The sequence below is a fragment of the Burkholderia sp. AU45251 genome, from assembly GCF_030482905.1.
GTDB classification, from domain to species: Bacteria; Pseudomonadota; Gammaproteobacteria; order Burkholderiales; family Burkholderiaceae; genus Burkholderia; species Burkholderia aenigmatica.
Window position 1 is genome coordinate 1,096,166 of record NZ_JAUJQH010000001.1, and the last position, 22,752, is coordinate 1,118,917.

A 22,752-nucleotide genomic window follows, 5' to 3' on the forward strand; every position below is an offset into this window, starting at 1 on the left:
GCCGCTTCGCCGGTATGGCACGCGAAGGCGCCGGTTTCTTCCAGGACGATCCGGCCGTCCGGTTTCGTCACACGAATGCGAGGCTCACATGTCTTCATCGACCCCCACCAACCCGTCGCGACGCAAGGCCCTGCAGTGCATGGCCTTCGGCGGCCTCGGCACGCTGTTTACACTGTCGGGCGGCGTCCTGACGCCGTTCGACCTTGCGCTCGCGCAGACCGGCGACACGCTCCCTGCCAACGCGGGCCGCCCGCTGTTCGTGCAGATCAGCGACACGCACATCGGCTTCAACAAGGACGCGAATCCCGACGTGTCGGCCACGCTGAAGCAGACGATCGACCTCGTCAACGGCATGCCGGCGATGCCCGCGCTGGCCATCCATACCGGCGACATCACGCACCTGTCCAAGCCCGAGGAGTTCGACCATGCGTCGCAACTGTTGTCCGCACTGCGCGTGCCGGAACTGCATACGGTGCCCGGCGAGCACGACGTCACCGACGGTTCCGGCGCCGAATATTTCAGCCGGTTCGGCAAGGCGTCGGACAACCGCGGGTATTACAGCTTCGATCACGCGGGCGTGCACTTCATCGGCCTCGTCAACGTGATGCATTTCAAGCCGAACGGGCTCGGCAGCTTCGGCGACGACCAGCTCGCGTGGCTCGCGCAGGATCTCAAGGGCCGCTCGTCGAGCACGCCGATCGTCGTGTTCTCGCACATGCCGATGTGGACCATCTACGAGCCGTGGGGCTGGGGCACCGGCGACGCACCGCAGACGATGGCGCTGCTGCGCCGCTTCGGCTCGGTCACCGTGCTGAACGGGCACATCCACCAGATCGTGTCGAAGGTCGAGGGCAACGTGACGTTCCACACCGCGCGCTCCACCGCGTTCCCGCAGCCGACGGCCGGCAACGGCCCGGGGCCCGTGCCGCTCACCGTGCCGCGCGACCGGCTGCCGTCGATGCTCGGCGTGACGACCGTCGAATTCGCGGGTCATCCGGTCGCATCGTCGCTGCACGATGCGACGCTGGCGTGACGCACCGAACCGCAAGGAGATCGACATGACCCGCTTCAAGCCATTCAGCGTCGTCGCGGCGCTGATCCTGTGCGCCGCCGCCCCGCTTTCCGCACTCGCGCAGGGCCCGGACGGCACGCTCGTGACGATCCGCAATTTCATGTTTTCGCCGATGTCGACCACGATCAAGGCCGGCACGACGATCACGTGGAAGAACCTCGACGCGGAGCCGCACACCGTCGTCAACGACGCCGGCATCTTTCATTCGAAGGCGCTCGACCAGGACGAGACGTACTCGTTCCGCTTCGACAAGCCGGGCGTCTACAAGGTGTTCTGCGGGATTCACCCGTTCATGAAGGAGACCATCACGGTCGAATGACGCGGCGCGCCGCGACACGCGCGGACGAATGGCGGGCGGCCCGCCTACAATGCCCCCATCCCATTCGCCCGCGTGGCCGACGGAGCCGCCCATGCCCAGGATCGACCTCAGCACCGTGCCCGAACGCCGCGGCAGCGGCTATCCGCGGCCGTTCGACGCGCCGTGTGCGCAGCGCATCCGCCAGCGCGTCGGCGACGCCGGCGGGCTGCGCGATTTCGGCGTCAACCTGATGCGCGTGCCGCCGGGCGGCTGGTCGAGCCAGCGCCACTGGCATTCCGACGAAGACGAATTCGTCTACGTGCTCGAAGGCGAACTCGTGATGATCGAGGACGACGGCGAAACCGTGCTGCGCGCCGGCGACTGCGCGGCATTTCCGAAAGGCTCGGGCAACGGCCATCACCTGGTCAACCGGTCGGATGCGGTCGCCGTCTATCTCGAGGTCGGCTCGCGCTCGCCGGACGACGTGATCACCTGCCCGGACATCGACATGATGAGCCCGAGCCGCGACGGCCGGTTCCTGCACAAGGACGGCACGCCGTACTCGGACGCGTGACGCCTGCAGCTCACGCCTGCGGATGCGCGGCCCAAAACGACGCGAGCTGCCGCATGCAAGCGCACCACGGCTAACGCACTTGAGGGTCGGAAGCGGCAGGCAACGCAGACGCAGCGGCCCGTTGCACTTGGGGGCGGTCCCCCGCCGCCGATCGCCTAAACTGAATCGAACCGTTCGGATCCAAACCACCGTCACACGCAGCGAGGCCAGCCATGACCGCGAGCCAGCCGGCACGCATGGATCTCCCCGGGCAAGTCGTGCTCGTACTCCAGGGCGGCGGCGCACTGGGCGCGTTCCAGCTCGGCGTCTTTCAGGCGATGGACGAAGCCGGTATCCGGCCCGACTGGGTGGTCGGGACGTCGATCGGCGCGATCAACGCGGCGCTGATCGCCGGAAATCCGCCGGAGCAGCGTTACGACAAGCTGTCGGCGTTCTGGCGCCGCGTGACCGAACGGACCCGTTTCGACGCCGCACCGCTGCTGCCCGGCTGGGACCGGACGCTCGCCGAGCTGATGATCATCGGCGGCGGCATCGCGGGATTCTTCCAGCCGAATCCGGCATCGTGGCTCGGGCCGATGGCCCGCCTCGGCGTCGATCGCGCGTCGTATTACCGGATCGCGCCGCTGCGCGACACGCTCGCGTCGCTGATCGATCCCGACCTGCTGAACGCGGGCCACCCGCGCCTGACCGTCAGCGCGGTCAATGCGTGCACGGGCACGATGCGCTATTTCGATTCGCGCGATACGCGGCTCGGGATCGAGCACATCATGAGCTCGGGCGCGCTGCCGCCCGCGTTCCCGGCGATCCGGATCGACGGCGAACCGTACTGGGACGGCGGCGTGTATTCGAACACGCCGGTCGAGGTCGTGCTCGACGACAACCCGCGCCGCAGCTCGATCATCTTCTCCGTCCAGATGTGGAATCCGGCCGGCCCCGAGCCCGAGAGCATCTGGCAGGTGTCGGAGCGGCAGAAGGATATCCAGTATGCGAGCCGCACCGACAGCCACATCGCGCGCCAGCAGCAGATCCACCGGCTGCGCCACGTGATCCGCGAACTGGCCCGGCACGTGCCGGAAGCCGAACGCGCGTCGCCGGCCGTGCGCCGGCTCGCCGCGTGGGGATGCGAAACCACGATGCACCTGGTCAAGCTCGCGGCGCCGCGACTCGCCGGCGACAATCAGCTGAAAGACATCGATTTCACGCCGGACGGCATCGCGGCCCGCCGGCAGGCCGGCTACGAGGCCGCGCAACGGGCCATCGCGGCACGTCCGTGGGACACGCCGACGGACCCGATGGAAGGCCTGACGGTATTCGATGCAAGCGCGCCGCCCGGCACGGAAAAAACGGCATGACGCGCGGCGCGGCAATCGCGCGCCGATCGCGATCGGCCCGAACGCGGGCGTGACCGACAGCGAAACGCATCGATCCGGCCGGTTCGTGGATCGTTCCGATCGGTCGATGCCGGCCGGCGCGGATCTCCCGCACCCGCTTACGGCAACGCCGCGCGCACGCCCGGCGCGGTGCCGGCAACGACCGGACACGATGACGGCAATGCCTGGTCGAACAGCACGGCCAGCCCGCAGGCGGACGTGAACATGCCGAGATTGTCGTGCCCGACGCCCGGTACTTCGACGACCTGCTGGACGAGATCGGCCGGGTGCCGCTTCTTCAGGTAGTCGAAATACGCGAGCCCCCGCGCGAGACGGTACGGGCCTTGCGCCATGGCCGCACACGAACGGTCGATGAAATGCGTGTACGGGTTCGTGTCGGCCTGGCCGAGCAGGTACACGACACGACGTGCGACGTAGCGTGCTTCGAGCGCGCGCACGTCCTGCGATGCGACATAGGGCGGCGCCGACTGCAACCCGTATTTCCATTGCGTCGCGCGCGGGCAGGTTCCGCCTGCGATCGTCTGGCCGTCCGGCCGTGCGTCGTCGAAATACAGGTAGCTCGACGGGTTCGCGACCACATAGCGCACGGCGATGCCGGCCCGCTCCAGCGCATCGCCTTCGTGTCCGGCCACCGCATAGCGCTGCAGCAACTGCGCGCCGGCGGAATGGCCGATCACGACCACGCTCGACAACGCGGGATACAGGCTGCGGTCGCCGAAATGCGCGAGCAATGCGTCGACCGCGGTGAACGAACTGACCGGCTCCGGCTGACGGGCCGCGTCGCCGCCCTTCCATCCTTCCTGCGTCCACGCGAGCGTCTGCGCGGGCAACGAAAACGCGCGCGTATCGGCACGCGTCAGGAACTGCGGCGCGACGACCATCGTGCCCTTGCCAACCGCACCGGCTTGCTCGACGACCTTGAGCCCCGACGCGTAATACGCGTCGGCATTGCGCAGCGTGCCGTGAATCACGACGAAGACGCGCGTGACATCGGGCGCGGCCTGGTCGAGTGGACGATCCGCGTAGACGGGCAGCACCGCGCTGCCCCGCGGTGTATCGACGGCCACGCGCTGGCCGGCGACGGCCTTGACCGGCGCATCGAGGCGTTCGCGCTGCGTGGCGGCTTCGGCCGGACGCACGCCGCCCGGCACGCCGAGCACCGCACCGGCGGCCGCCAGCGAAATGGCGTATGACAGCGTTCGGGCGGCCGGCAGCACGCGCGCGAACCGGAGGCTGGCGAAGGCGACGGAAATGAGTGACATGGCGACGGATCGAGTAGCGGGTATGACTTCAACGGCGATGGTCGCAGAATCCGTCGCGCGCTGCCGGACTGTTGCCGAAAGCGGTTCAGCCGGCCGGTTCTGCTTCGCGTTCGGCCACCCGCGCATCCCCCGGGTCACGACGTCGACCAGCGCTTGATTACCCGGCCAACGACCGAATGCGAACTTTACGCAACAGTATTCTCTTCCGATTACAAATTCCGCATATTTAAAATAAAAATCAGAATAAATTATTTACCCCGGATCAAACTTTAAAAATCCATAACATAAAATACAACTGCCGACCCGGATAACCAAGACATTACTGGGTCGACATCCCGTTTCAATTATCGACATTGTTTCAACAATGGATAAGGAGAAGCGATCATGGCTCAAGTTACGTTGTGGGGTAGCGTTCAGGGCAACGGTACGGTCGTGGATGGTTCGGGTGGATTCGCCGTGAAACGTGAAAGCACGGGCACGTATCAGCTCTCGTTCAGCACCGCCTTCACCAAGACGCCGGCGATTGTCGGGTCGCAATGGGGATACGGCGGCGGACAGAACACGCTGGACAACGTGATCTTCCCTGCGCTTTCCGGCAGCGGCGCGACGATTCAAACCGGCGACTCTTATGGAAAATACAGCGACCGGAATTTCAGCTTCGTCGTGATCGGCTCGATCAGCTGACACGCGATTCAGGCTGCATTTATTCCGAAAAGCGGGATTTAATGAAAATGATATTTCCTGAATCCTGAGCGACATGCAGCCTCAAGGGGTTCGTCAACCCGACGAACCCGCGATGCCGGGATGAAGCAGGCGAAATCGCCATTTCGCGGACACCGATTCCCGGCATCCCTCATCTGACCTGCCAGCCGCCGGCAGGTCGATCGTACTGGCCCGAAAGCAGACCGCCGGGATCATCGACAGGCCGAGGTCGCCTTGGCTTGCGGCGCGGCGGAGCGTCAGCCCGATGCTTCGGACGGATCGCGCTGCATCCGTTGCACGATCGCGTCCAGTTCGCCGATATGCGTGGCCACCGCCTGCTTGCCCGCGCGTGCCCATCCGTCGAACGACGTCATCCCGCTCACCGCGCCGACGAACGCCACGCCGGCACGCTCGGCCGCCTGCGCGTCCACCGCGTGGTCGCCCACGTAGATTGCCGAGCGGGCCGGCACGCCCAGCCGCGCCAGCGCCAGCACGAGCCCTTCTGGATCGGGCTTGTGACGCTGCACGTCTTCCCCGCCGATCAGCACGTCGACGAGCGATTGCAATTCGTTCAGCGCAAGGATCGCCTCGATCCGGTAGCGAAACTTCGACGATACGATCGCGACCGCGAGACCCTGCTCGCGCAGACGCGCGAGCAGCGACGGAACCTCGGGATAGATGCGCGTGCCGTGCACCATGATCTCGTCGGCCCGCGCCACGAAGTGACGTGCGAACGCGTCAGCCCGCGCCGGCTCGGTTTCCCCCGTGAGCGAGCGGAACATCTCGTGCAGCGGCAGCCCGATCACGGCACTGATCTGCGCCGGCGTCGCGCCGGCGGCATCCAGCCGATGCAACGCGTACTCCGTGCACGCGATGATCGCGGCGGACGAATCCGCCAGCGTCAAATCGAAATCGAAAAGGACGGCCCGAACAGGCATGAAAGGACTCCGCAAAATATTGGCGCGTGCGCGATGCGCGAACCGGCATGACGTGGCGATGCAAACCCGTGCGTCGATCGATCAGCGTTCCTGACCGGATTGCTCGCGATCGGCCGCATCGAATCCGTCGGGGTCGCGCTTTGCCCATTGTTTTGCCCACCCCAGCAACGGCTGTAACGCCGCCTCGAGCCGCCGGCCTTCGGCGGTCATGCAGTAGCCGCCCTCGCCATGCTCGACGAGGCCCGACGCCTTGAGCTCCGCCAGCCGCGTGTTGAGCAGGCGTGCATTCGTTTCGCAGGCTTCCTGCAGCGCACGGAAGGTGAGCGGCTCGCCGCGCAGCTCCCACAGGATGCGCAGCGTGGTGCGCCGCCCGAGCAGATCCAGTACGACCATGATGGGTCGTCCCGTCTTCGATCCGCGAACGCGTTGTCCGATTTTGGGTGTGGTCATGCTGTACTTTTTAGAGCAAACGCCGCGTGACGTCAACGAATCGATGCAATGTCGGACGTATGCGGCATCGCCCGATGTCGATGAATTTTCGTCACTCATGCTTTACTTTTTAAAGCACGCCACCTACGCTACCGGCTCAGCCATCGGCGAATGCGAGCGTTCACACGCACCCGCCACGGGCACGAAGGAGTTCACATGACTCAGCGTATCGCATGCGCAGTGCCGCCGTTTGCCCCCGACATTGCCGCGTCGATCGACCGGATCATGCGGGGCCGCCCGCCGTTGCGCCTCTTCACCACGCTGGCGCGCGACACTCGCCTGTTCACGAAGTTCTTCGCCGCCGGGCTGCTGGACAAAGGCCACCTCGACATCCGGCAACGCGAGATCGTCATCGACCGCACGACGGCGCTGTGCGGTTCCGAATACGAATGGGGGGTGCATGTTTCCGTGTTTTCGCCAGCCGCGGGGTTGACCAGCGAACAGATTCGCTCGCTGGCCCGCGGCTCGGCCGACGACGCATGCTGGAGCGATGCGGACCGGTTGCTGATCCGGCTGTGCGACACGCTGCATCGGCATTGCGACATCGACGACGAGCTGTGGCACGCGCTGCGCCCGCATTTCAGCGACGAGGCGCTGCTCGAACTGCTGATGCTCGCGGGCTTCTACCGGACCGTCAGCTACCTCACGAACGGGCTGCGCCTGCCGCCGGAAGCAGGCACAGCACGATTTCCGGCATGAGCCGTGAACCGGCAGCGCGACGGCGATGCGCGCGTCACGATTCGCCGCGCCGCGCGCGCGTCTTCTCGAGCCGCCAGTGCATGATCTCGTCCGCGCCGGGCCCCGCCTCCACGCGCAGGTCCGGCAGGTCGATCGGGCTGCCCGTCTCGGCATCGACCAACGCCAGCCGCACCGCATGCCCCGAGCGCGCCTCCATGAAACGGAGCGGCGGCGCCTTCGATTCCGCCTGCCCCCATGCATCGCCGACCTGCGCGAGCGCCATCAGCACGATGCCGATGTCGCGGCCGCGCGGCGTCAGATGGTATTCGTACCGGTCGGGGCGCGACTGATACAGCCGGCGCTCGATCAGCCCCCTGCCTTCGAGCGCCTTCAGCCGATCCGACAGCGTCGCATGGGTCACGCCCGTGGACTGGCGCAGATCGTCGTAACGCGCCAGCCCGAGCGCCAGATCGCGCACGATCAGCGTGCTCCATCGATCGCCGAGCGCATCGAGCACGCTGGCGATCGAGCAGGTCATGCCGTCAAAACTCTTGGATTTCATCGCAAATCACCTTTCCTGACTTCGATGCGCAGCCCATGCCGGTGCGCGCACGGCGGTAATCGTATCGCATCCGGCAACGCTTGACGGCGTGTCGCCCTCGACTTACTCTGATAATAAGAGTTAATAGAAACCTTGTCAGTCCAACCCTTTGGAGGTTCGAACATGAAGCAAGAAGATCGAGGCGTGATCGTCGTAACCGGTGCGTCGTCGGGGATCGGCGCGGTCTATGCGGATCGTCTCGCCGCTCGCGGATACGACCTGATCCTGGTTGCGCGCCGGCGCGAACGGCTCGCGGCGCTCGCCGACCGGCTCCGGTCCGCATACGGCTGCGATGCGCAGGCCGTCGCCGCCGACCTGTCGAGCCCCGACGGCGTCGCGCACGTCGAGGCGCTGATCGACGGCACCGCCGATTTCGCCGGCATCGTCAATGCCGCCGGCCTCGGCGCACTGGGCCTGTCGGTATCGGTCGACCCGGCCGCCGTCGACACGATGATCCGGGTCAACGTGCTCGCGCTGACCCGGCTCTCGCTCGCGGCCGCGCGCCGCTGCAGTGCGACCGGACGCGGCATGATCGTGAACATCGGGTCGATCGTCACGCTGATGCCCGTGCCCGGTGCGGGCGGATACAGCGGCTCGAAAGCATACGTGCTCAACTTCACGCGCTCGCTGCACGCCGAGCTTGCGTCGCGCGGCGTCGCGGTCCAGGCCGTGATGCCGGGGCCGGTGCGCACGGCGTTTTTCGGCAACGCGGCCGCGCCGTTCCCGGATTCGCTGTTCATGACGCCGGAAACGCTTGTCGACACCGCGCTGCATGCACTGGATCACGAGGAATCGGTGTGCTTTCCGACGCTCCACGATCTCGGCGCATGGCAGCAGTTCGACGGCGCGCGCGGCACCCTCCTTCATGCCGTCACGCGGGATGGCCAGCCCGCCGCGCGCTACAGCGCAATCTGACACGACACCTGCTCTCTCACGAACCGGGGAACACACATGCCGCTCTGGAACATCTACCATCCCGAACACGCCTATTCCGATACCGACAAACTGGAGATCGCCGAGCGCATCGTCGGCCTCTACGACGGATTTCTGCCGCGCTTCTACGTGAACGTGCTGTTCCAGCCGCTGCCGCCCGCGTCGTTCCTGATCGGCGGCAAGCCGACCGACGACTTCGTGCGGATCCGGGTCGACCACATCGCGCGGCAGATCGAGGATCCCGCCGAGCAGGCGCGGTTCATGCAGCATGTCGGCCGGCGCCTGGCGCCGTTCATCGGCGAGCGTGGCTTGCGCTGGGAAATCCATATCGGCGAAACGCCGTTCGGGCTGTGGACGATCGAGGGGCTGCGCCCGCCGCAGCCGGGCACACCGGCCGATCTCAAGTGGCGCACGGAGAACCGGCCGTCGCCGTACTGAAAGACGCTGCCTCCCGGGGTCCGTCGTCCGACTCAAACGCCTCCCGGGGGCATCCCCGCCGCATCGCCACGATTCGCGAATGGAGGCACTGCCGTGATCACCGAAATCGTCTTCTTCAAGCTGCGGCCCGACGTCGACCTGCCCACGCTGCGAGACCGCTATGAAGCGACCGCCGTGAAGTGGGCGCTGAACCCGGACCTGCTGCACAAGTGGTACTTCTACGACGCGGCCACGCACGAAGGCGGCGGCGTGTACGTGTGGCGCACGCGCGAAGCCGCCGCGCACTGGCACGGCGACGAATACAAGGCGATGGTCGAGCGCGTGTACGGCTTTCCGCCCGTGATACGCGTGCTCGACACGATCGCGCATGTCGATGCGACGCAGGGGCGGTACGAGATCGTCGGCAAGCCGGGCTGAAGCCGACGTGCATGGATGCGGGGCCCGTCGGTCGAACCGAACCCGCCCCCTGGATCGTCAATCCGGAACACCTTCGTCACGCAAATCCATGTGGATACCTTAACGATTCAGCCATGCCCGTTTCAGGAATGTGTCCCCATGCTCAGCTATCGCTGAGAAATTGCCCCAGGCCGTTGTACGCCGACGGCCGCGCACGTCGCAGCCAAACCGCGAAGCCGGCACCCGCGACAGCAACCGCCGGCGTCGTGCACGGCAGAAGCGAAACGACGGTCGAAGCCGTGCCGGCCATCAGCGATACGTTGCCGATCATTGCGTACAGGAAGTAAGCGAATCCGGCAAAGCTCAGGGCCGGAAACACGGCCCACCGGATGAACCGCGTTTCGCGCTCGCGGCGGGCCGCGAAGAAGCGGATGACCGCCAGCGCGGTCAACGCCTGAACGCACACGATCCCGATCGCGGACGGAATGCTGAGATACGGTGCAATCACCATCACCGGATCGACGCGACGGGCGGCACACAAAGCGATCAGCGTGACCATGAGCACCGACTGCAGGTTCGCGGCCCGGACCGGCAGGCCCTTCTTCTCGCTCAATTGCGCGAGCCGCTTGAACGCAATGCCGTCGCGGCCGAGCGAATACCCGTAACGCACGGTCGCATTGTTGAAGCTGATGATCGCCGCGAGCATGCTGGTGGCGCGTACATCATCGCAAGCTCCGAGCAAGCGCTCCAGGGCAGAAGCTTGTCGGCCGTGATCGGCAGCCTGCTCCTGGAGCCGAGCCTGCTCCCCGTCTATGCGGGCCACGCTGCCCGCTGGACGGAATTGCTGAGCCGGGATGCGTTGCCGGAACGGACCGCGCGGATCATCCGCTTTGCCGTCGAAGGATTGTGGTTCGATGAAGTATGTGGGGTACGTCCGCTGGACCCGACGCAGCGCGAGGCATTCATCGACGAATTGCTGGCGATGACGCGCTCGAACGGCTGACGCCCGCCAACGTGCGGCGGGGGCCTGCCGACCCTGCGTCGATTCGGCAAGCCACCGGTTCGCTCTGGCGTCAGATGGCCCAGCCAGCCTTGACGCCCCGCGACAGCCGTTCTCTATCAACCCCATTGGCAACAATGCTTTCAAATATATCGTCACATTCCGATATAAGATTCGCCCATCGACGATACCTGGTTGCCCGACCGAAACACCCCACCTATCCATGCCGACCGAACTCGACATCGAAGCGATCCTGAAAGCGCTCTCGAACCCCGTGCGCCGGGAAATCCTCGTCTGGCTGAAAACGCCGGACGTGCATTTCCCGAACCAGACGCTGCCGTACGAACACGGCGTCTGCGCGGGCCAGATCGACGCGCGCTGCGGGCTGTCGCAATCGACCGTCTCCGCGCACCTCGCGACGCTACAGCGCGCGGGGCTCGTGACGTCGACGCGGATCGGCCAGTGGGCGTTTTTTCAGCGCAACGAGGCCGTCATCGACGCATTTCACGACGCCCTGCGCCGCGAACTCTAGCCAACACGGCCGAACCGGCCATGCGGGTTGCGGTCGCCCATGACGCGACGGCTGCCCGCCTTTCGTGAAGAGGTTATTTGCCATGCCCACCCTGTTCGATCCCGTCACCCTCGGTGACCTGACCCTGCCGAACCGCATCGTGATGGCGCCGCTCACCCGCTCCCGCGCGGGTGCGGCACGCGTGCCGAACGCACTGATGGCCCGCTACTACACCGAGCGCGCAACGGCCGGCCTGATCATTACCGAGGCAACGTCGGTCACGCCGCAGGGCGTCGGCTATGCGGACACGCCCGGCATCTGGTCCGACGAGCAGGTCGAGGGCTGGAAGCAGGTGACGCAGGCCGTGCATGCGGCCGGTGGGCGCATCGTGCTGCAGCTTTGGCACGTCGGCCGGATCTCCGACCCGGTGTTCCTGAACGGCGACCTGCCGGTCGCGCCGAGCGCGATCGCCGCGGGCGGCCACGTGAGCCTCGTGCGCCCGCAGCGCCCGTACGTGACGCCGCGCGCACTCGAACTCGACGAAATCCCGGGCATCGTCGCAGCGTACCGCAAGGGTGCCGAGAATGCGAAGGCCGCCGGCTTCGACGGTGTCGAGATCCACGGCGCGAACGGCTACCTGCTCGACCAGTTCTTGCAGGACAGCACCAATCGCCGCACCGATGCGTACGGCGGCCCGGTCGAGAACCGCGCACGCCTGCTGCTCGAAGTGGTCGATGCCGCGATCGACGTGTGGGGCGCCGGCCGTGTCGGCGTGCACCTTGCACCGCGCGGCGACGCGCATACGATGGGCGATTCCGATCCGGCGGCAACGTTCGGCTATGTCGCGCGCGAACTCGGCCGCCGCAAGATCGCGTTCATCTTCACGCGCGAATCGTATTCGGGCGATCACTTGAGCCCGCGCCTGAAGGAAGCGTTCGGCGGCCCGCTGATCGCGAACGAGCAGTTCACGCTCGACACCGCGCAGGCCGCACTCGCGAACGGCAGCGCCGACGCGATCGCATGGGGCAAGCTGTTCATCGCGAACCCCGACCTGCCGCGCCGCCTCGAACTCGGCGCGCCGCTCAACAGGCCGGTGCCGGAGACGTTCTACGCGGAAGGCGAAACGGGTTACACCGATTACCCGGCGCTGAGCGACGCGGCCTGATCGCACCGCAGGCCACGTGCGACGAACGGACCGGCCTCGCCCGTCCGTTCGTCGCGCACACCACCGGGCGGGCATGCAACGCATTCGCCCTTCCCGCTCACCGCCTGCCGTCCACGGCGGGCGCGTCCACGAACAACGCCAGACCGACCAGGCTCGCCGCGCTGCATCCCAGCACATACCACGCAGGCGCGTAAAAACTGCCGGTCGCGCGCCACATCGCACCGACGATCAGTTGTGCGAACCCGCCGAAAATCGTCACGCCGAGCGCATAGATCATCCCGAGCGACATCGCCCGCACTTCGGGCCGGAATGCATCGAGAATCATCACGAAACCGGCGGGACTCGACAGCGTCATCAAGCCGATCAGCACGATCACGACCGCGACCGCGGTAACCACCGACGGCCACACGCTCATCGCGTAAAACGCCGGCAGCACGAGCACGGCCGACGCGACGCACGTCACGCCCACCAGCCGCTTGCGACGACGCACGCGATCCGCGAGCCGCCCCGCGAACGGCGAACCGATCAACAGCACGGCGCCCGCCGCGCAGCCCGACAGCAGCGATACCGACGCCGGCATGCCGACGGTCAGCGTCAGGAACGACGGCAGGAAAAACACGATCGTATAGGTGGTCGACGTGCCGCCGATCACGAGCAGCGTGCCGGCCACGACCTGCCGCCACGGAATGCGCGCACGCTCGCGCGGTGCGCCGGCCGCCGCGTGCGGCAGCGTATCGTCGAGGTGACGCCGCAGATAGAAGCCGACCGGGCCGATCAGCAGACCGAGCACGAACGGTACGCGCCATCCCCACGCGTGCAGCGCTTCGGGCGACAGTGCGCGCGACAGCGTCAGCGCGACGAACGCGCCGACCAGCGTCGCGCCGCCCTGGCTCGCCATCTGCCAGCTCACCCGCTCGCCGCGCCGGCCGGTGTCGCCCGACTCCATCAGCAGGGTCGTCGCGGCGCCGACTTCGCCACCGGCCGAAAAGCCCTGCAGCAAGCGCCCGATGACGATCAGCAGCGGCGCGGCGATGCCGATCTGCGCATAGGTCGGCGCGCAGCCGATGATCCCGGTGCCGAGCGCCATCAATGCGACCGTCAGCACGAGTGCAGGCTTGCGCCCGGCACGGTCCGCATAGGCGCCGATCGCGACGCTGCCGAGCGGCCGCGCGACGAAGCCGACACCGAACGTCGCGAGCGACAGCATCAGCGCGCCTACGTCGCTCGACGCGGGAAAGAACAGCTTGCCGATCAGTGCGGCGAAGAAACTGTAGACGGTGAAGTCGAAGAATTCGAGCCCGTTGCCGAGTGCGGCCGCAACGACCGTGCGGCGCGTCACGCGCGGCGCGGCATCGACCGGCGCGGCGGCCGTGCGATTCAGGGTATGCATCGGAAAATTCCCGTTCAGAAGTTGTGATACATGCCGAGCGACAGCGTCACGGGTGTCGTCCCGGTGCGTGGTGCGGTGCCGCCCGGTTCGGTCGGCAGCGGGTTGCCGTTCAGCAACACGGTCGAGATGCCGTAGTTGCGGATGAACCCGGCGCGCGCATAGAGGCCCGTGCGTTTCGACAGCAGGTAGTCGTAGCCGAGCATCGCGCCGAGCGCCGAGTCCTTGGCCGGCTGGCCGGCCGCGTCGCGTACGCCCGACGTATCGCGATAGACGACCGACGCGCGAATCGCATTGACGCCGAACGGCACGATCGCGCCGACCGTGTAGACGCGCGCGATGCCGTCGCCGGCCAGCTTCGGCGCGTACTGGTTGAACGATGCGGACAGCACGATCCGCCCCGTGTCATAAACAGCGCCGAGCCCGTACAGGTCGTTGCGCACGGTGCTTGCCCCGTTGACGCCCCACACCTGGTTGTAGCTCGCGGCCAGATAGGTCGAGCCGTTGTACCACTGCAGCAGCGCGCCTTGCGCGGACGCCGCGGGCGCGCGCCCGGCCACGTTGCTCGGCGCAACCATCAGCATCAGCGACGTGGTGCCCGCGACGATCGGCGTACGGTACGTGATGGCGTTGTCGACGCGCGCCGGCAATTGCGTCGCCCCTGGCCCGAGGTCCGAGTTGTAGCCGACGCCGCGGCTCGTCTGCACGGCTGCCGCACCCAGCCACGTATAGACCGAGTTCGTGCCCACCGTGCCGAACACGTCGATGAACAGCGGCAGCGCCGTGCCGATCTGCTTGCCGAGACGCAGCCGCCCGTAGCTGTCCGACGTCAGGCCGACCCAAGACTGCCGGTTGTAAGTCGACTGCTTGTCCTGCTGCGCGCCGTTGTTCGCGAGAAACCCGCTTTCGAGGTTGAACTCGGCGCGCCAGCCGCCACCGAGGTTCTCACGGCCGAAGAAGCCGAATTTGGAGGTCCACTCGCCGCCGCTCTGCGTCTGCCACAGCGAATGGCCGCCGACCGTCTGGTAGTTGATCCCCATGTCGACCGAGCCGTACAACGCGACACCCTCCGTCAGTCGACCGTTGTACTCGGGCACCGCCGCCAGCAACACGTCCTGATAGGGCACGGCACGCGCGTTGCCGGCGCCGAGCGCGAGACAGGCCACGCCAAATGCAAATCGCTTCTTCATTCGCTATCCTTATTGTCAATTCGATCCATCTCCGGCCGGCGCGTCTCCTGTGCGCCGTCGTCAGCCCGCCTTCAGGAAGCGTTCGGCGATACCGGCGAAATAGGCCGCCCCCCAGCTCAGCGCGGTGTCGTTGAAGTCGTAACCCGGGTTGTGCACCGAACACCCGCCCCGGGAATCGACGCCGTTACCGATCAGCACGTAGCAGCCCGGTACGCATTCGGTCATCCACGAGAAATCCTCGCTGCCCATCACGCCGTCGGGCAACAGCATGAGCGCGCCCTCGCCGGCCAGCGCCGAGATCGTCTCGACCGCGAGATCCGACGCCGCATGGTCGTTGTCCACGACGCGCGAGATCGACTGGTATTCGATCTGCGCGGTCATCCCGAACGCCTGCGCCTGCGCGTCGACGATCCGGCGGATCCGCGCCTCGATTTCGTCGCGCGTCGCCGCATCGAGCGCACGCACCGACAACTGCAGCGTCGCGGTTTCCGGAATCACGTTCGGCGCGGTGCCCGCATGGAACGTGCCGACGGTCACGACGGCCGGTTTCAGCGGATCGACGTTGCGGGAGACGATCGATTGCAGCGCGGTCACGATTTGCGCGCCCGCGACGATCGGATCGCTCGCGAGTTGCGGCATCGCGCCGTGCCCGCCCTTGCCCGTCACGGTGATCGTCACCGAATCGGACGAGGCCATCATCGGCCCGTAGCGCAGCGCGAAATGGCCGACCGGCACGCCCGGCGCGTTGTGCAGCGCATACACGCGTTCACAGGGGAAACGTTCGAACAGGCCGTCGTCGATCATCCGCTTTGCGCCACCGAGCCCTTCCTCGGCCGGCTGGAAAATCACGTTGAGCGTGCCGTCGAACCGGCCCTGTTCAGCGAGATAGTGCGCGGCGGCCAGCAGGATCGCCGTATGGCCGTCGTGTCCGCACGCGTGCATCGTGCGCGCCACCGTGCTCGCATACGGCAGCCCCGTCGCCTCCTCGATCGGCAGCGCGTCCATGTCGGCGCGCAGGCCGAGCGTGCGCGCCGACGCGCCGCGCCGCAATTGGCCGACGACACCCGTGCCGCCCACGCCCGTCGTCACGTCGTAACCCCATGCGGCGAGCTGTTCGGCGACGAGCTGCGCGGTGCGGGTCTCGGCGAAACCGAGTTCGGGATGGGCGTGGATGTCGTGGCGGATCGCCACGAATCGGGACTCCGACTCGCGAATTGCCGCGAGTACGTGAGCAAGGTTCTGCGTCATGAATGGCTCCGTGGAATCGGCCGCGTCGCGACCGTCTCGGCCAAGCATAGAGACGCGTTTCGGGTCAAAAAACTCACGAATTTTGATGCGGATAACTTTTGGTAATATCTTCCGCATCATGAAAATCCATCAATTGCGCGCGCTCGTCGCGGTCACGACGGCCGGCAGCATCAAGGCCGCGGCCCGGACCCTGCACGTCACGCAGCCGGCCATCAGCAAGGCGATCCAGGAACTGGAGAACGAATTCGGCGTACCGCTCCTCGAGCGCAAGCCGTGGGGCGTCGCGCCGACGCCGGAAGGCGACGCGCTGCTGGGGCGCGCCCAGGCCGTCGTGCGCGAGCTCGAACGGGCGAGCGAGGACATGGCGCACATGAAGGGGCTGCGCGACGGACGGCTCGTGATCGGTTTCACGCCGATCGTCGCGGTGACGGGCTTTGCCGAGGCCTACGCCGCGTTCCGCCGCCACTGGCCGAACGTCGAGTGCGAACTGCGTGAACTGACGTTCAACCTGCTCTCGGAACAGTTGCGCAATCGCACGCTCGATCTCGCCTTCGTCGCCGTCACGGGCCCCATTGCCGAGTCGGTCGACATCAAGGCGATCCGCACGTTCGACACCGCATTCGTCACCCGCGAGAACGGGCGCTTCGCCGGCGCGACATCGCTCGAGGCGCTGCGCGACGCGGAATGGATCCACGCCGACGCAAGCGACAACTTCCCCACGTATATCCGTGACCTGCATGCGCACGCGGGCCTGCCCCCGCCGCGCTGCATCACGCGCTGCACGTCGTATGCGCTGTTCTACAGCCTGATGATGACCAACGATGCGATTTTCTCGTGGACCCGGCTCTCGCTCGCGGAAACCGTGTTCGGCCAGAAGCTGACGCCGCTGCCGCTACCGTTGTCGCCGCCACCGCTGCAGTTGTACCGGCTTACGCCGCCGGGGCTGCAACTGACGCGGCCCGCTTCGGACTTTCTGGCGCACGTGGAAGCCGCGTTCGCGTCGCTGCCGCTGACCGGGAGCGACGCATTGCGCTGACAACGAATCGGGCTGCAGCCGACACCATGACTCGCCGGGCCTGCTCAGCCCGAAACGCGCAACCGCATGAATACGCGCTGTGTCTCGTCGAGCCCGAGCGACACGTGATACGCGCGAATGGTACGCAGCATATCGTCGAGCATCGCGTCGTCGAGCACCTCGAAACCCAGGCGCGCGTAGTACGGCGCATTCCACGGCGCCTCGCGAAACGTCGACAGCACGACCTCCGCGATGCCGTCCTGCGCCGCGCGCGCCATCACCTGTTCGATCAGCCGCGCGCCGATCCGCTGTCCGGCATGCGACGGCGCGACATCCAGTTCTTCCAGATAAAGCCGCTGCGCATCCAGCAGCCGGTAGAACGCAAACCCGACGCACGCGCCGTGCGCATCGACCGCCACATAAGCCCGGCCGCCATCGATGCGCACGAGCACGGCGGCCGTATCGGTCGGCTCGGCTTCCGCGATGTGGGTCATGCCGATTTCGCGAAACCGCTGCGCGGCAGCCACTTCGATGGCGGCCATCGCGGCCGCGTCGTCCCGCGTGGCGGGACGGATCAGGATCGGTGCAGTCATGACGGCAACTCAGGCAGACAGTCTGGAACGGCCGTCACTATAATCGAAACTTCATACGTTTCGAACGCCCGCCCACGAGGTCCGTCATGACGCTGTCCGCGCTCGCCGTCTTCGCTGTCACCCTGCTCGTCACCGCCGGCACGCCCGGGCCGAGCGTCGCCGCGCTGGTCGCGCGCGTGTTGACGAACGGCGTGCGGGACGTGCTGCCGTTCCTGGCGGCCATGTGGCTCGGCGAAGCGCTGTGGCTCACGCTCGCGGTCGCGGGGCTGTCCGCGTTCGCCCGCACGTTCGAGACGGGCCTGATCGTACTGAAGCTGCTCGGCGTCGCGTACCTGCTGTTCCTCGCATGGAAGATGTGGACCGCACCTACCGAGACCGGCGCCGACGACCTGCCGCGCGGCCAGTCGCCGTGGCGCATGTTCGTCGCGGGCATGGCCGTGACGCTCGGCAATCCGAAGATCGCCGTTTTCTATCTCGCGCTGCTGCCGACCATCGTCGATCTCGCGCACGTCGGCGTGACCGCATGGGCCGAACTGGTCGGCACGATGCTCGCGGTCCTGATCCTGGCCGACTGCTTCTGGTCGCTGCTTGCATCGCGCGCACGGACTTTCCTGACGTCGGCGCGCGCGAAGCGGATCGCCAACCGCACGAGCGCGACCGCGATGGCCGGTGCGGCAGTGGCGATCGCAACGCGCTGAGCGGCGCCCCGTCGCACGCCACGCCGTCGCCGGCCGGCCCGCCATGTCGCAACTCGGCGCAATGCCTCCAGCGCTCGCCGCCCAGTCGATTTCCCGTCGCGAAATCGTGCTGCCGCTTGCCGCCGCGCTCGAATGCATCGACTTCTGTGTACTGCATCGCATCCCTATCTACGGTTGGGAAGGCTGGGTCCTGACCATCGACGGACGGGTTGGACACGGTAGCGCGCCGCAAGGCACCGTCTGCCTCGCGGACTGGCCGCTCGAGGAGGCCGCCGCGTTCTGTCGACGCACGATGGTGTCCGACGCCGAGGTGTGGCAGAACGAAAATCCCGAAACCACGGACAAACTGCATTTCTGCGTGACGATCGGCGACGCGCCTGGATCGTCGCGCCCGCGCAGCGGTACCTGACCGGCAAACCAGGACTGAAGTCCGCGCATTGTCGGCCCTAACAGCGAAACGTCTTGCGCCAGACGCCCGGCGACGGTGCCTGGTCGTTGCACGCGATCAGCGCGCGCACCAGCGCCCAGTCGTCGTCATCGCAGAAGTCGAGCAGCATCGCGCCGTACGGGCCGCGCTGCGCGCGCAACCGTTCGGCCAGCCGCGCATGAATGCCTCGCACCCTGCCGTCGCCGTGTGCGACCACCGACGGATTCGCACCCATCCCGGTCCCGCTGCAGAAGTTGATCGCCCAGCGGCCGCTGTCCGGCAACGGCAGGTCCGTCAGCAACGCGTCGATCGCACGCCACTTCCAGCCGATCGACGCGGCCACCGGCACGCGATATTCGTCCTGGATCACGAACGCACCATCGGGATGATCGATCGTGAACGTTGCGTTGTCGGGCCACGCGGTCAGGTCGATGCCGAGCGGCCGGCTGCTGCGAAAGCGCCGCAGCAGCACGATCGCGCCGCGCACGTCGCCGAGCGCCGGCAGCGGGCCGCCGGCATGCCAGCGCAGCCGCGGGTGCCGCGCGCGATGCGCGTCGAACGTCGCATCGAAACTGCGTGTGCACGCGTGCGCCGGCCATTCGTCCTTCACCGACATCACGAGGCATTCGCGCGGATGCGCATCGAGAAAACGCGCACAGGTGACCAGCACGTCGTCGAACGTCATGCCGAGCGCGATGCCGCCGTGATGAATCGCGAACGCATCGCGCACGTGCCGGCAGCGGATGTCGAGCAGCCGCACGCCCTGCGCGAGCTGCGCATCGAGCGGCGCACGCTGCGTGCGCACGAGCGGATCGTCGACGGTATACGCACAGGTGTCATGGCTGCCCGGTAGGGTCAGCGTATGCAGCGGCCGCGCGTCGTCGAGCGCCGACATCCAGTCGGCAGGCGGCGTGCACGTATCGTGGCTCGAAGGATTCATGAATCGATGAATGACAAGGAAAGAAAACCGTGGGTAACGGCGTCGGATGTCGCGGCACGCGCGGGCGTCTCGCGTTCCGCGGTGTCGCGCGCGTTCTCGCCGACGGCAAGCATCGCGCCGCAGACGCGTGAGCGCGTGATGGTCGCCGCGCGCGCGCTCGGCTACCAGGTCAACCTGATCGCGCGCGACATGATCACGCAGCGCAGCAGCATGATCGGCGTCGTGACGGCCGGGTTCGAGAATCCGTTCCGCGCGCGGCTGCTGTCGGACCTGATGGCCGCGCTCGGGCAGCGCGCGCTCACGCCGCTCGTGACCAACGCGGAAGATCCGCGCCAGGTCCGGCAATCGCTCGAACAGTTGCTCAGCTACCGGATCGCGGGCCTCGTGATGACATCCGCGTCGCCGCCGCTGTCGGTTGCACAGCAGTATCTCGAACACCGGATCCCGGTCGTGATGATCAACCGCGAGGCGAACCTGCCGGGCGCGGACATCGTCGTCAGCGACAACGCGGCGGGCGCCGTCCATGCGGCGCAGCGGCTCGTGCGGGCCGGTGCGCGCCGGCTCGCGTTCGTCGGCCCGCGCGGCGCGAGCTACAGCGCGCAATCGCGCGCCACCGCGTTCGAGCAGGCGATCGGGCGCGGCGACGCGTTCGACGCGACGCTCGCGCACGTGCTCGACGCGCCGTCCGACACCCATGCGAGCGGCGTCGAAGCGGCGCGGCAACTGTTCGCGAACGGCAAGCGGCCCGACGGCGTGTTCTGCTCGTCGGACCTGCTGGCGCTCGGCGTGATCGACGTCGCGCGCAGCGAATTCGGGCTGCGCGTGCCGGACGACGTGCGCGTGATCGGCTTCGACGACATCCCGGCCGCCGAATACGACGCGTATCGGCTCACGACACTCCGGCAGGACACGCGCGGCCTCGCGCAGGCGGCAGTCGACCTGCTCGCCGACCGGATGCAGACGTTCGACGGCCCGTCGCGCACGCGCGTCGTGCCGGTCACGCAGGTGGTGCGGGCCAGTTGCGAGTAACGCGGGGAGATCGGGCGCGGCGTTGCCGCGCGTCACTTCAGCCCGCCCGCGAACCCGCGCAACAGGTAGCGCTGCACGTAGCCGGCCACGGCCAGCGTGGGCAGCGACGCCATCAGCCCCGCGCTCATCAGGTCGCCCCAGTCGATGCCGTTCTCCGTCACGTAGCCGGCAATCGCGAGCGGCAGCGTGAAGCGGCTCGGCGTCGATACGAACAGCAGCGCGATCAGGAATTCGTTCCACGCGGCGATGAACACGAAGATCGCGGTCGCGATCAGCCCCGGCGCGCACAGCGGCAGCACGATCTGCACGAGCCGTCGAGCCAGGCCCGCGCCGTCGATGCAGGCGGCTTCCTCGTATTCGATCGGCACGTCGCGCACGAATGCGAGCAGCATCCAGATCGCCATCGGCAGCGCGTAGATCTGGTACGCGAGCATCAGGCCGAGCGTCGAATCGAGCAGGTGCAGCCGCTTTGCGAGCGCGAACAGCGGCACCGCGATCGTGATCGGCGGCATCAGCTTCAACGCGAGCACGAGCACCAGGAACAGCAGGTCGAGCCGTGCCGGAAACCGCAATCGCACGAGCGCGTACGCGGCTGGAAACGCAAGCGCCAGCGCGAGCAGCGTCGTGCCGAAGCCGACCAGCAGCGAATTGAACAGCGGCGCGCCGATGCCGTTGGACCATACCGATGCGAAATGCTCGAAGGTCGGCGCGGCCGGCCAGATCCGCAACGGATGATCGAGGCGTTCGAGCGTCGGCATGAAGGCCGCGCCGGCCATCCACAGGCACGGCAGCAGCAACAGCGCGAGCGCGACGATGCGCAACGCCCACGGCAGTGCGCGACCGAATGCGGCGCCCGTTCGTGCGCCCGTGATGACTGCGGGTTGCGCCGTCATGCGCGCCGCTTGCGAACCGTCTGCCATACGTACCCCGAGACCAGCAGCGCGGACGCCGCGAGCATCAGCACCGACGCGGCACTCGCCGGCCCGACGTTGAAGAAGCGGAAGCCCGTGTCGTAGATATAGGTCGACAGCGTCTGTGTCGCGTTGCCGGGGCCGCCGCCCGTCAGCGCATAGACCTTGTCGAACAGCTTGAACGTGTCGATCGAGCGCAGCAGCAGCGCGAGGCCGATCTGCGGCGCGGCGAGCGGCAGCGTGATGTCGCGCAGGCACTGCCACTCGCTCGCGCCGTCGGTGCGCGCGGCTTCGTACAGCTCCTGCGGAATCGACTGCAGCCCGGCGAGCACGATCAGGAACGCCATCGGCGTCCACTGCCATACGTCGACGAGCGCGAGCGACCACAGCGCGAGATGCGGATCGGACAGCCAGCGCACGCCTTCGATGCCGAACGCCGCGAGCAGCGCGTTCAGGAAGCCGTCGAAGTTCAGCCAGTTGCGCCAGATCGCCGAGCACACGAGCGTGGACAGCATCATCGGCAGGATCGCGAGCGGCAGCGCGATACGCCGCCCCGGAAACGCACGCACGAACAGCAGCGCGAGTCCGAAACCCAGCGCGACTTCGGCGAGCGACGCGACGACCGTGAAGCGCAACGTGTTGCCGAAGCCGGCCGTGAACGCGTCGTCGCCGAGCACCGCGCGATAGTTCGCAAGCCCGGCGAATGCGCGGCGGCCGGCCGAATAGTCGACCTGGCAGAACGAATCGATCAGCACCTGCGCGACCGGATACAGCGCGAGCGCGGCGAGCACCAGCAGCGCGGGCCCGAGCAGCGCGACGAACGGCAGGCTGCGACCGAAGGCTTTCATGCGCTGTGTCCCGGCGAA

29 protein-coding genes are annotated in these 22,752 nt (G+C 67.2%); 17 read left to right on the forward strand and 12 right to left on the reverse strand.

Going from position 1 to position 22,752, the window contains the following annotated elements:
• Positions 1-88 precede the first annotated feature (88 nt).
• From QZM67_RS04765 to QZM67_RS04780, 4 genes are all read left to right on the forward strand, one after another.
• A complete protein-coding gene (locus QZM67_RS04765; protein ID WP_175024320.1) occupies positions 89-1,033 on the forward strand; it encodes a metallophosphoesterase in 945 nt (314 codons plus the stop codon).
• Between the two features lie 25 nt (positions 1,034-1,058).
• A complete protein-coding gene (locus QZM67_RS04770) occupies positions 1,059-1,391 on the forward strand; it encodes a cupredoxin family copper-binding protein (RefSeq protein ID WP_175024319.1) in 333 nt (110 codons plus the stop codon).
• Positions 1,392-1,482: 91 nt separating this feature from the next.
• Entirely contained in the window at positions 1,483-1,944 is a 462-nt protein-coding gene (locus QZM67_RS04775; protein ID WP_301801003.1) for a cupin domain-containing protein, read from the forward strand.
• 212 nt (positions 1,945-2,156) lie between these two features.
• A complete protein-coding gene (locus tag QZM67_RS04780; RefSeq protein ID WP_301801005.1) occupies positions 2,157-3,296 on the forward strand; it encodes a patatin-like phospholipase family protein in 1,140 nt (379 codons plus the stop codon).
• A gap of 137 nt (positions 3,297-3,433) precedes the next feature.
• Here QZM67_RS04780 and QZM67_RS04785 read toward each other — a convergent pair whose 3' ends face one another.
• Positions 3,434-4,597 (reverse strand): alpha/beta hydrolase, encoded by a 1,164-nt coding sequence (locus tag QZM67_RS04785; protein WP_301801006.1) that lies wholly within the window; start codon positions 4,595-4,597, stop codon positions 3,434-3,436.
• Positions 4,598-4,981: 384 nt separating this feature from the next.
• Here QZM67_RS04785 and QZM67_RS04790 point away from each other — a divergent pair, with 384 nt between their 5' ends.
• Positions 4,982-5,281, forward strand: a complete 300-nt coding sequence (locus QZM67_RS04790) for a hypothetical protein (protein ID WP_235996181.1) — start codon at positions 4,982-4,984, stop codon at positions 5,279-5,281.
• A 275-nt stretch (positions 5,282-5,556) separates the two neighbouring features.
• On the opposite strand, the gene QZM67_RS04795 is transcribed toward QZM67_RS04790, so the two are convergent.
• A complete protein-coding gene (locus tag QZM67_RS04795; RefSeq protein ID WP_301801008.1) occupies positions 5,557-6,237 on the reverse strand; it encodes an HAD family hydrolase in 681 nt (226 codons plus the stop codon).
• A gap of 81 nt (positions 6,238-6,318) precedes the next feature.
• Complete coding sequence (locus QZM67_RS04800; protein ID WP_231937848.1) at positions 6,319-6,630, reverse strand: winged helix-turn-helix transcriptional regulator; 312 nt, start codon at positions 6,628-6,630, stop codon at positions 6,319-6,321.
• Here QZM67_RS04800 and QZM67_RS04805 point away from each other — a divergent pair.
• Together QZM67_RS04805 and QZM67_RS04810 are read left to right on the forward strand one after the other, a co-directional pair.
• Positions 6,629-6,886 (forward strand): hypothetical protein, encoded by a 258-nt coding sequence (locus tag QZM67_RS04805; RefSeq protein ID WP_301801010.1) that lies wholly within the window; start codon positions 6,629-6,631, stop codon positions 6,884-6,886. The genes QZM67_RS04800 and QZM67_RS04805 overlap by 2 nt on opposite strands.
• Positions 6,883-7,425: a carboxymuconolactone decarboxylase family protein gene (locus QZM67_RS04810; RefSeq protein WP_301801012.1), complete on the forward strand. Its 543-nt coding sequence runs from the start codon at positions 6,883-6,885 to the stop codon at positions 7,423-7,425. The genes QZM67_RS04805 and QZM67_RS04810 overlap by 4 nt, the downstream gene beginning before the upstream one ends.
• A gap of 34 nt (positions 7,426-7,459) precedes the next feature.
• Here the strand turns inward: QZM67_RS04810 and QZM67_RS04815 are convergent, their stop codons facing one another.
• Positions 7,460-7,966: a helix-turn-helix domain-containing protein gene (locus tag QZM67_RS04815; protein ID WP_175024314.1), complete on the reverse strand. Its 507-nt coding sequence runs from the start codon at positions 7,964-7,966 to the stop codon at positions 7,460-7,462.
• A 162-nt stretch (positions 7,967-8,128) separates the two neighbouring features.
• Between QZM67_RS04815 and QZM67_RS04820 the strand changes: the two genes are divergently transcribed.
• From QZM67_RS04820 to QZM67_RS04830, 3 genes are all read left to right on the forward strand, one after another.
• A complete protein-coding gene (locus QZM67_RS04820) occupies positions 8,129-8,920 on the forward strand; it encodes an SDR family oxidoreductase (protein ID WP_301801018.1) in 792 nt (263 codons plus the stop codon).
• A 36-nt stretch (positions 8,921-8,956) separates the two neighbouring features.
• The gene (locus tag QZM67_RS04825) at positions 8,957-9,376 is read left to right on the forward strand and encodes a tautomerase family protein (RefSeq protein WP_301801020.1); all 420 of its coding nucleotides are present in this window, start codon (positions 8,957-8,959) and stop codon (positions 9,374-9,376) included.
• 93 nt (positions 9,377-9,469) lie between these two features.
• Complete coding sequence (locus tag QZM67_RS04830) at positions 9,470-9,793, forward strand: hypothetical protein (protein WP_301801022.1); 324 nt, start codon at positions 9,470-9,472, stop codon at positions 9,791-9,793.
• Between the two features lie 142 nt (positions 9,794-9,935).
• On the opposite strand, the gene QZM67_RS04835 is transcribed toward QZM67_RS04830, so the two are convergent.
• A complete protein-coding gene (locus tag QZM67_RS04835) occupies positions 9,936-10,385 on the reverse strand; it encodes a hypothetical protein (protein ID WP_301801024.1) in 450 nt (149 codons plus the stop codon).
• 156 nt (positions 10,386-10,541) lie between these two features.
• On the opposite strand from QZM67_RS04835, the gene QZM67_RS04840 reads away from it, so the two are divergent.
• The 3 genes from QZM67_RS04840 to QZM67_RS04850 all read left to right on the forward strand — a co-directional run bounded on the left by QZM67_RS04840 (position 10,542) and on the right by QZM67_RS04850 (position 12,448).
• Positions 10,542-10,775: a hypothetical protein gene (locus tag QZM67_RS04840; protein ID WP_301801411.1), complete on the forward strand. Its 234-nt coding sequence runs from the start codon at positions 10,542-10,544 to the stop codon at positions 10,773-10,775.
• A gap of 220 nt (positions 10,776-10,995) precedes the next feature.
• Positions 10,996-11,304: a helix-turn-helix transcriptional regulator gene (locus tag QZM67_RS04845; RefSeq protein ID WP_043179776.1), complete on the forward strand. Its 309-nt coding sequence runs from the start codon at positions 10,996-10,998 to the stop codon at positions 11,302-11,304.
• A gap of 82 nt (positions 11,305-11,386) precedes the next feature.
• Positions 11,387-12,448 carry an alkene reductase gene (locus QZM67_RS04850; RefSeq protein WP_175024295.1) on the forward strand — a complete coding sequence of 354 codons (1,062 nt, stop codon included), beginning with the start codon at positions 11,387-11,389 and terminating at the stop codon, positions 12,446-12,448.
• A 97-nt stretch (positions 12,449-12,545) separates the two neighbouring features.
• Here QZM67_RS04850 and QZM67_RS04855 read toward each other — a convergent pair whose 3' ends face one another.
• Genes QZM67_RS04855 through QZM67_RS04865 form a run of 3 tightly spaced genes read right to left on the reverse strand, consistent with a single transcriptional unit; the run spans position 12,546 to position 16,273 of the window.
• Complete coding sequence (locus QZM67_RS04855; RefSeq protein WP_301801026.1) at positions 12,546-13,838, reverse strand: MFS transporter; 1,293 nt, start codon at positions 13,836-13,838, stop codon at positions 12,546-12,548.
• Positions 13,839-13,852: 14 nt separating this feature from the next.
• On the reverse strand, positions 13,853-15,025 hold the full coding sequence (locus QZM67_RS04860; protein ID WP_301801029.1) for a porin: 1,173 nt from the start codon (positions 15,023-15,025) through the stop codon (positions 13,853-13,855).
• Between the two features lie 60 nt (positions 15,026-15,085).
• Complete coding sequence (locus tag QZM67_RS04865; RefSeq protein ID WP_043179783.1) at positions 15,086-16,273, reverse strand: M20 aminoacylase family protein; 1,188 nt, start codon at positions 16,271-16,273, stop codon at positions 15,086-15,088.
• Here QZM67_RS04865 and QZM67_RS04870 point away from each other — a divergent pair.
• Positions 16,272-17,309 carry a LysR family transcriptional regulator gene (locus QZM67_RS04870; RefSeq protein WP_235996175.1) on the forward strand — a complete coding sequence of 346 codons (1,038 nt, stop codon included), beginning with the start codon at positions 16,272-16,274 and terminating at the stop codon, positions 17,307-17,309. The two genes, QZM67_RS04865 and QZM67_RS04870, sit on opposite strands and share 2 nt — an antisense overlap.
• Before the next feature lie 44 nt (positions 17,310-17,353).
• On the opposite strand, the gene QZM67_RS04875 is transcribed toward QZM67_RS04870, so the two are convergent.
• A complete protein-coding gene (locus QZM67_RS04875; RefSeq protein WP_301801032.1) occupies positions 17,354-17,881 on the reverse strand; it encodes a GNAT family N-acetyltransferase in 528 nt (175 codons plus the stop codon).
• Positions 17,882-17,967: 86 nt separating this feature from the next.
• On the opposite strand from QZM67_RS04875, the gene QZM67_RS04880 reads away from it, so the two are divergent.
• Positions 17,968-18,579 carry a LysE family translocator gene (locus tag QZM67_RS04880; protein ID WP_175024290.1) on the forward strand — a complete coding sequence of 204 codons (612 nt, stop codon included), beginning with the start codon at positions 17,968-17,970 and terminating at the stop codon, positions 18,577-18,579.
• Between the two features lie 43 nt (positions 18,580-18,622).
• Entirely contained in the window at positions 18,623-18,988 is a 366-nt protein-coding gene (locus QZM67_RS04885) for a hypothetical protein (protein WP_301801034.1), read from the forward strand.
• Between the two features lie 37 nt (positions 18,989-19,025).
• On the opposite strand, the gene QZM67_RS04890 is transcribed toward QZM67_RS04885, so the two are convergent.
• Positions 19,026-19,946, reverse strand: a complete 921-nt coding sequence (locus QZM67_RS04890; RefSeq protein ID WP_301801036.1) for a phosphatidylinositol-specific phospholipase C — start codon at positions 19,944-19,946, stop codon at positions 19,026-19,028.
• 6 nt (positions 19,947-19,952) lie between these two features.
• Between QZM67_RS04890 and QZM67_RS04895 the strand changes: the two genes are divergently transcribed.
• On the forward strand, positions 19,953-20,975 hold the full coding sequence (locus QZM67_RS04895; RefSeq protein ID WP_301801038.1) for a LacI family DNA-binding transcriptional regulator: 1,023 nt from the start codon (positions 19,953-19,955) through the stop codon (positions 20,973-20,975).
• 32 nt (positions 20,976-21,007) lie between these two features.
• Here the strand turns inward: QZM67_RS04895 and QZM67_RS04900 are convergent, their stop codons facing one another.
• Both QZM67_RS04900 and QZM67_RS04905 read right to left on the reverse strand, forming a co-directional pair.
• Positions 21,008-21,868, reverse strand: a complete 861-nt coding sequence (locus QZM67_RS04900; RefSeq protein WP_175024286.1) for a carbohydrate ABC transporter permease — start codon at positions 21,866-21,868, stop codon at positions 21,008-21,010.
• Positions 21,865-22,734 carry a carbohydrate ABC transporter permease gene (locus QZM67_RS04905; protein WP_175024285.1) on the reverse strand — a complete coding sequence of 290 codons (870 nt, stop codon included), beginning with the start codon at positions 22,732-22,734 and terminating at the stop codon, positions 21,865-21,867. The genes QZM67_RS04900 and QZM67_RS04905 overlap by 4 nt, the downstream gene beginning before the upstream one ends.
• Positions 22,735-22,752: the final 18 nt, after the last annotated feature.

What these genes read in the sequence shown, in the direction of transcription:
- QZM67_RS04870 (WP_235996175.1), top strand. Translation starts at nt 16,272, where the DNA reads ATGAATGGCTCCGTGGAATCGGCCGCGTCGCGACCGTCTCGGCCAAGC.
- QZM67_RS04790 (WP_235996181.1), top strand. Translation starts at nt 4,982, where the DNA reads ATGGCTCAAGTTACGTTGTGGGGTAGCGTTCAGGGCAACGGTACGGTC.
- QZM67_RS04770 (WP_175024319.1), top strand. Translation starts at nt 1,059, where the DNA reads ATGACCCGCTTCAAGCCATTCAGCGTCGTCGCGGCGCTGATCCTGTGC.
- QZM67_RS04820 (WP_301801018.1), top strand. Translation starts at nt 8,129, where the DNA reads ATGAAGCAAGAAGATCGAGGCGTGATCGTCGTAACCGGTGCGTCGTCG.
- QZM67_RS04880 (WP_175024290.1), top strand. Translation starts at nt 17,968, where the DNA reads ATGACGCTGTCCGCGCTCGCCGTCTTCGCTGTCACCCTGCTCGTCACC.
- QZM67_RS04795 (WP_301801008.1), bottom strand. Translation starts at nt 6,237, where the DNA reads ATGCCTGTTCGGGCCGTCCTTTTCGATTTCGATTTGACGCTGGCGGAT.
- QZM67_RS04805 (WP_301801010.1), top strand. Translation starts at nt 6,629, where the DNA reads ATGATGGGTCGTCCCGTCTTCGATCCGCGAACGCGTTGTCCGATTTTG.
- QZM67_RS04785 (WP_301801006.1), bottom strand. Translation starts at nt 4,597, where the DNA reads ATGTCACTCATTTCCGTCGCCTTCGCCAGCCTCCGGTTCGCGCGCGTG.
- QZM67_RS04825 (WP_301801020.1), top strand. Translation starts at nt 8,957, where the DNA reads ATGCCGCTCTGGAACATCTACCATCCCGAACACGCCTATTCCGATACC.
- QZM67_RS04800 (WP_231937848.1), bottom strand. Translation starts at nt 6,630, where the DNA reads ATGGTCGTACTGGATCTGCTCGGGCGGCGCACCACGCTGCGCATCCTG.
- QZM67_RS04865 (WP_043179783.1), bottom strand. Translation starts at nt 16,273, where the DNA reads ATGACGCAGAACCTTGCTCACGTACTCGCGGCAATTCGCGAGTCGGAG.
- QZM67_RS04850 (WP_175024295.1), top strand. Translation starts at nt 11,387, where the DNA reads ATGCCCACCCTGTTCGATCCCGTCACCCTCGGTGACCTGACCCTGCCG.
- QZM67_RS04895 (WP_301801038.1), top strand. Translation starts at nt 19,953, where the DNA reads ATGAATGACAAGGAAAGAAAACCGTGGGTAACGGCGTCGGATGTCGCG.
- QZM67_RS04815 (WP_175024314.1), bottom strand. Translation starts at nt 7,966, where the DNA reads ATGAAATCCAAGAGTTTTGACGGCATGACCTGCTCGATCGCCAGCGTG.
- QZM67_RS04810 (WP_301801012.1), top strand. Translation starts at nt 6,883, where the DNA reads ATGACTCAGCGTATCGCATGCGCAGTGCCGCCGTTTGCCCCCGACATT.
- QZM67_RS04845 (WP_043179776.1), top strand. Translation starts at nt 10,996, where the DNA reads ATGCCGACCGAACTCGACATCGAAGCGATCCTGAAAGCGCTCTCGAAC.
- QZM67_RS04775 (WP_301801003.1), top strand. Translation starts at nt 1,483, where the DNA reads ATGCCCAGGATCGACCTCAGCACCGTGCCCGAACGCCGCGGCAGCGGC.
- QZM67_RS04890 (WP_301801036.1), bottom strand. Translation starts at nt 19,946, where the DNA reads ATGAATCCTTCGAGCCACGATACGTGCACGCCGCCTGCCGACTGGATG.
- QZM67_RS04855 (WP_301801026.1), bottom strand. Translation starts at nt 13,838, where the DNA reads ATGCATACCCTGAATCGCACGGCCGCCGCGCCGGTCGATGCCGCGCCG.
- QZM67_RS04905 (WP_175024285.1), bottom strand. Translation starts at nt 22,734, where the DNA reads ATGAAAGCCTTCGGTCGCAGCCTGCCGTTCGTCGCGCTGCTCGGGCCC.
- QZM67_RS04780 (WP_301801005.1), top strand. Translation starts at nt 2,157, where the DNA reads ATGACCGCGAGCCAGCCGGCACGCATGGATCTCCCCGGGCAAGTCGTG.
- QZM67_RS04875 (WP_301801032.1), bottom strand. Translation starts at nt 17,881, where the DNA reads ATGACTGCACCGATCCTGATCCGTCCCGCCACGCGGGACGACGCGGCC.
- QZM67_RS04900 (WP_175024286.1), bottom strand. Translation starts at nt 21,868, where the DNA reads ATGACGGCGCAACCCGCAGTCATCACGGGCGCACGAACGGGCGCCGCA.
- QZM67_RS04885 (WP_301801034.1), top strand. Translation starts at nt 18,623, where the DNA reads ATGTCGCAACTCGGCGCAATGCCTCCAGCGCTCGCCGCCCAGTCGATT.
- QZM67_RS04860 (WP_301801029.1), bottom strand. Translation starts at nt 15,025, where the DNA reads ATGAAGAAGCGATTTGCATTTGGCGTGGCCTGTCTCGCGCTCGGCGCC.
- QZM67_RS04765 (WP_175024320.1), top strand. Translation starts at nt 89, where the DNA reads ATGTCTTCATCGACCCCCACCAACCCGTCGCGACGCAAGGCCCTGCAG.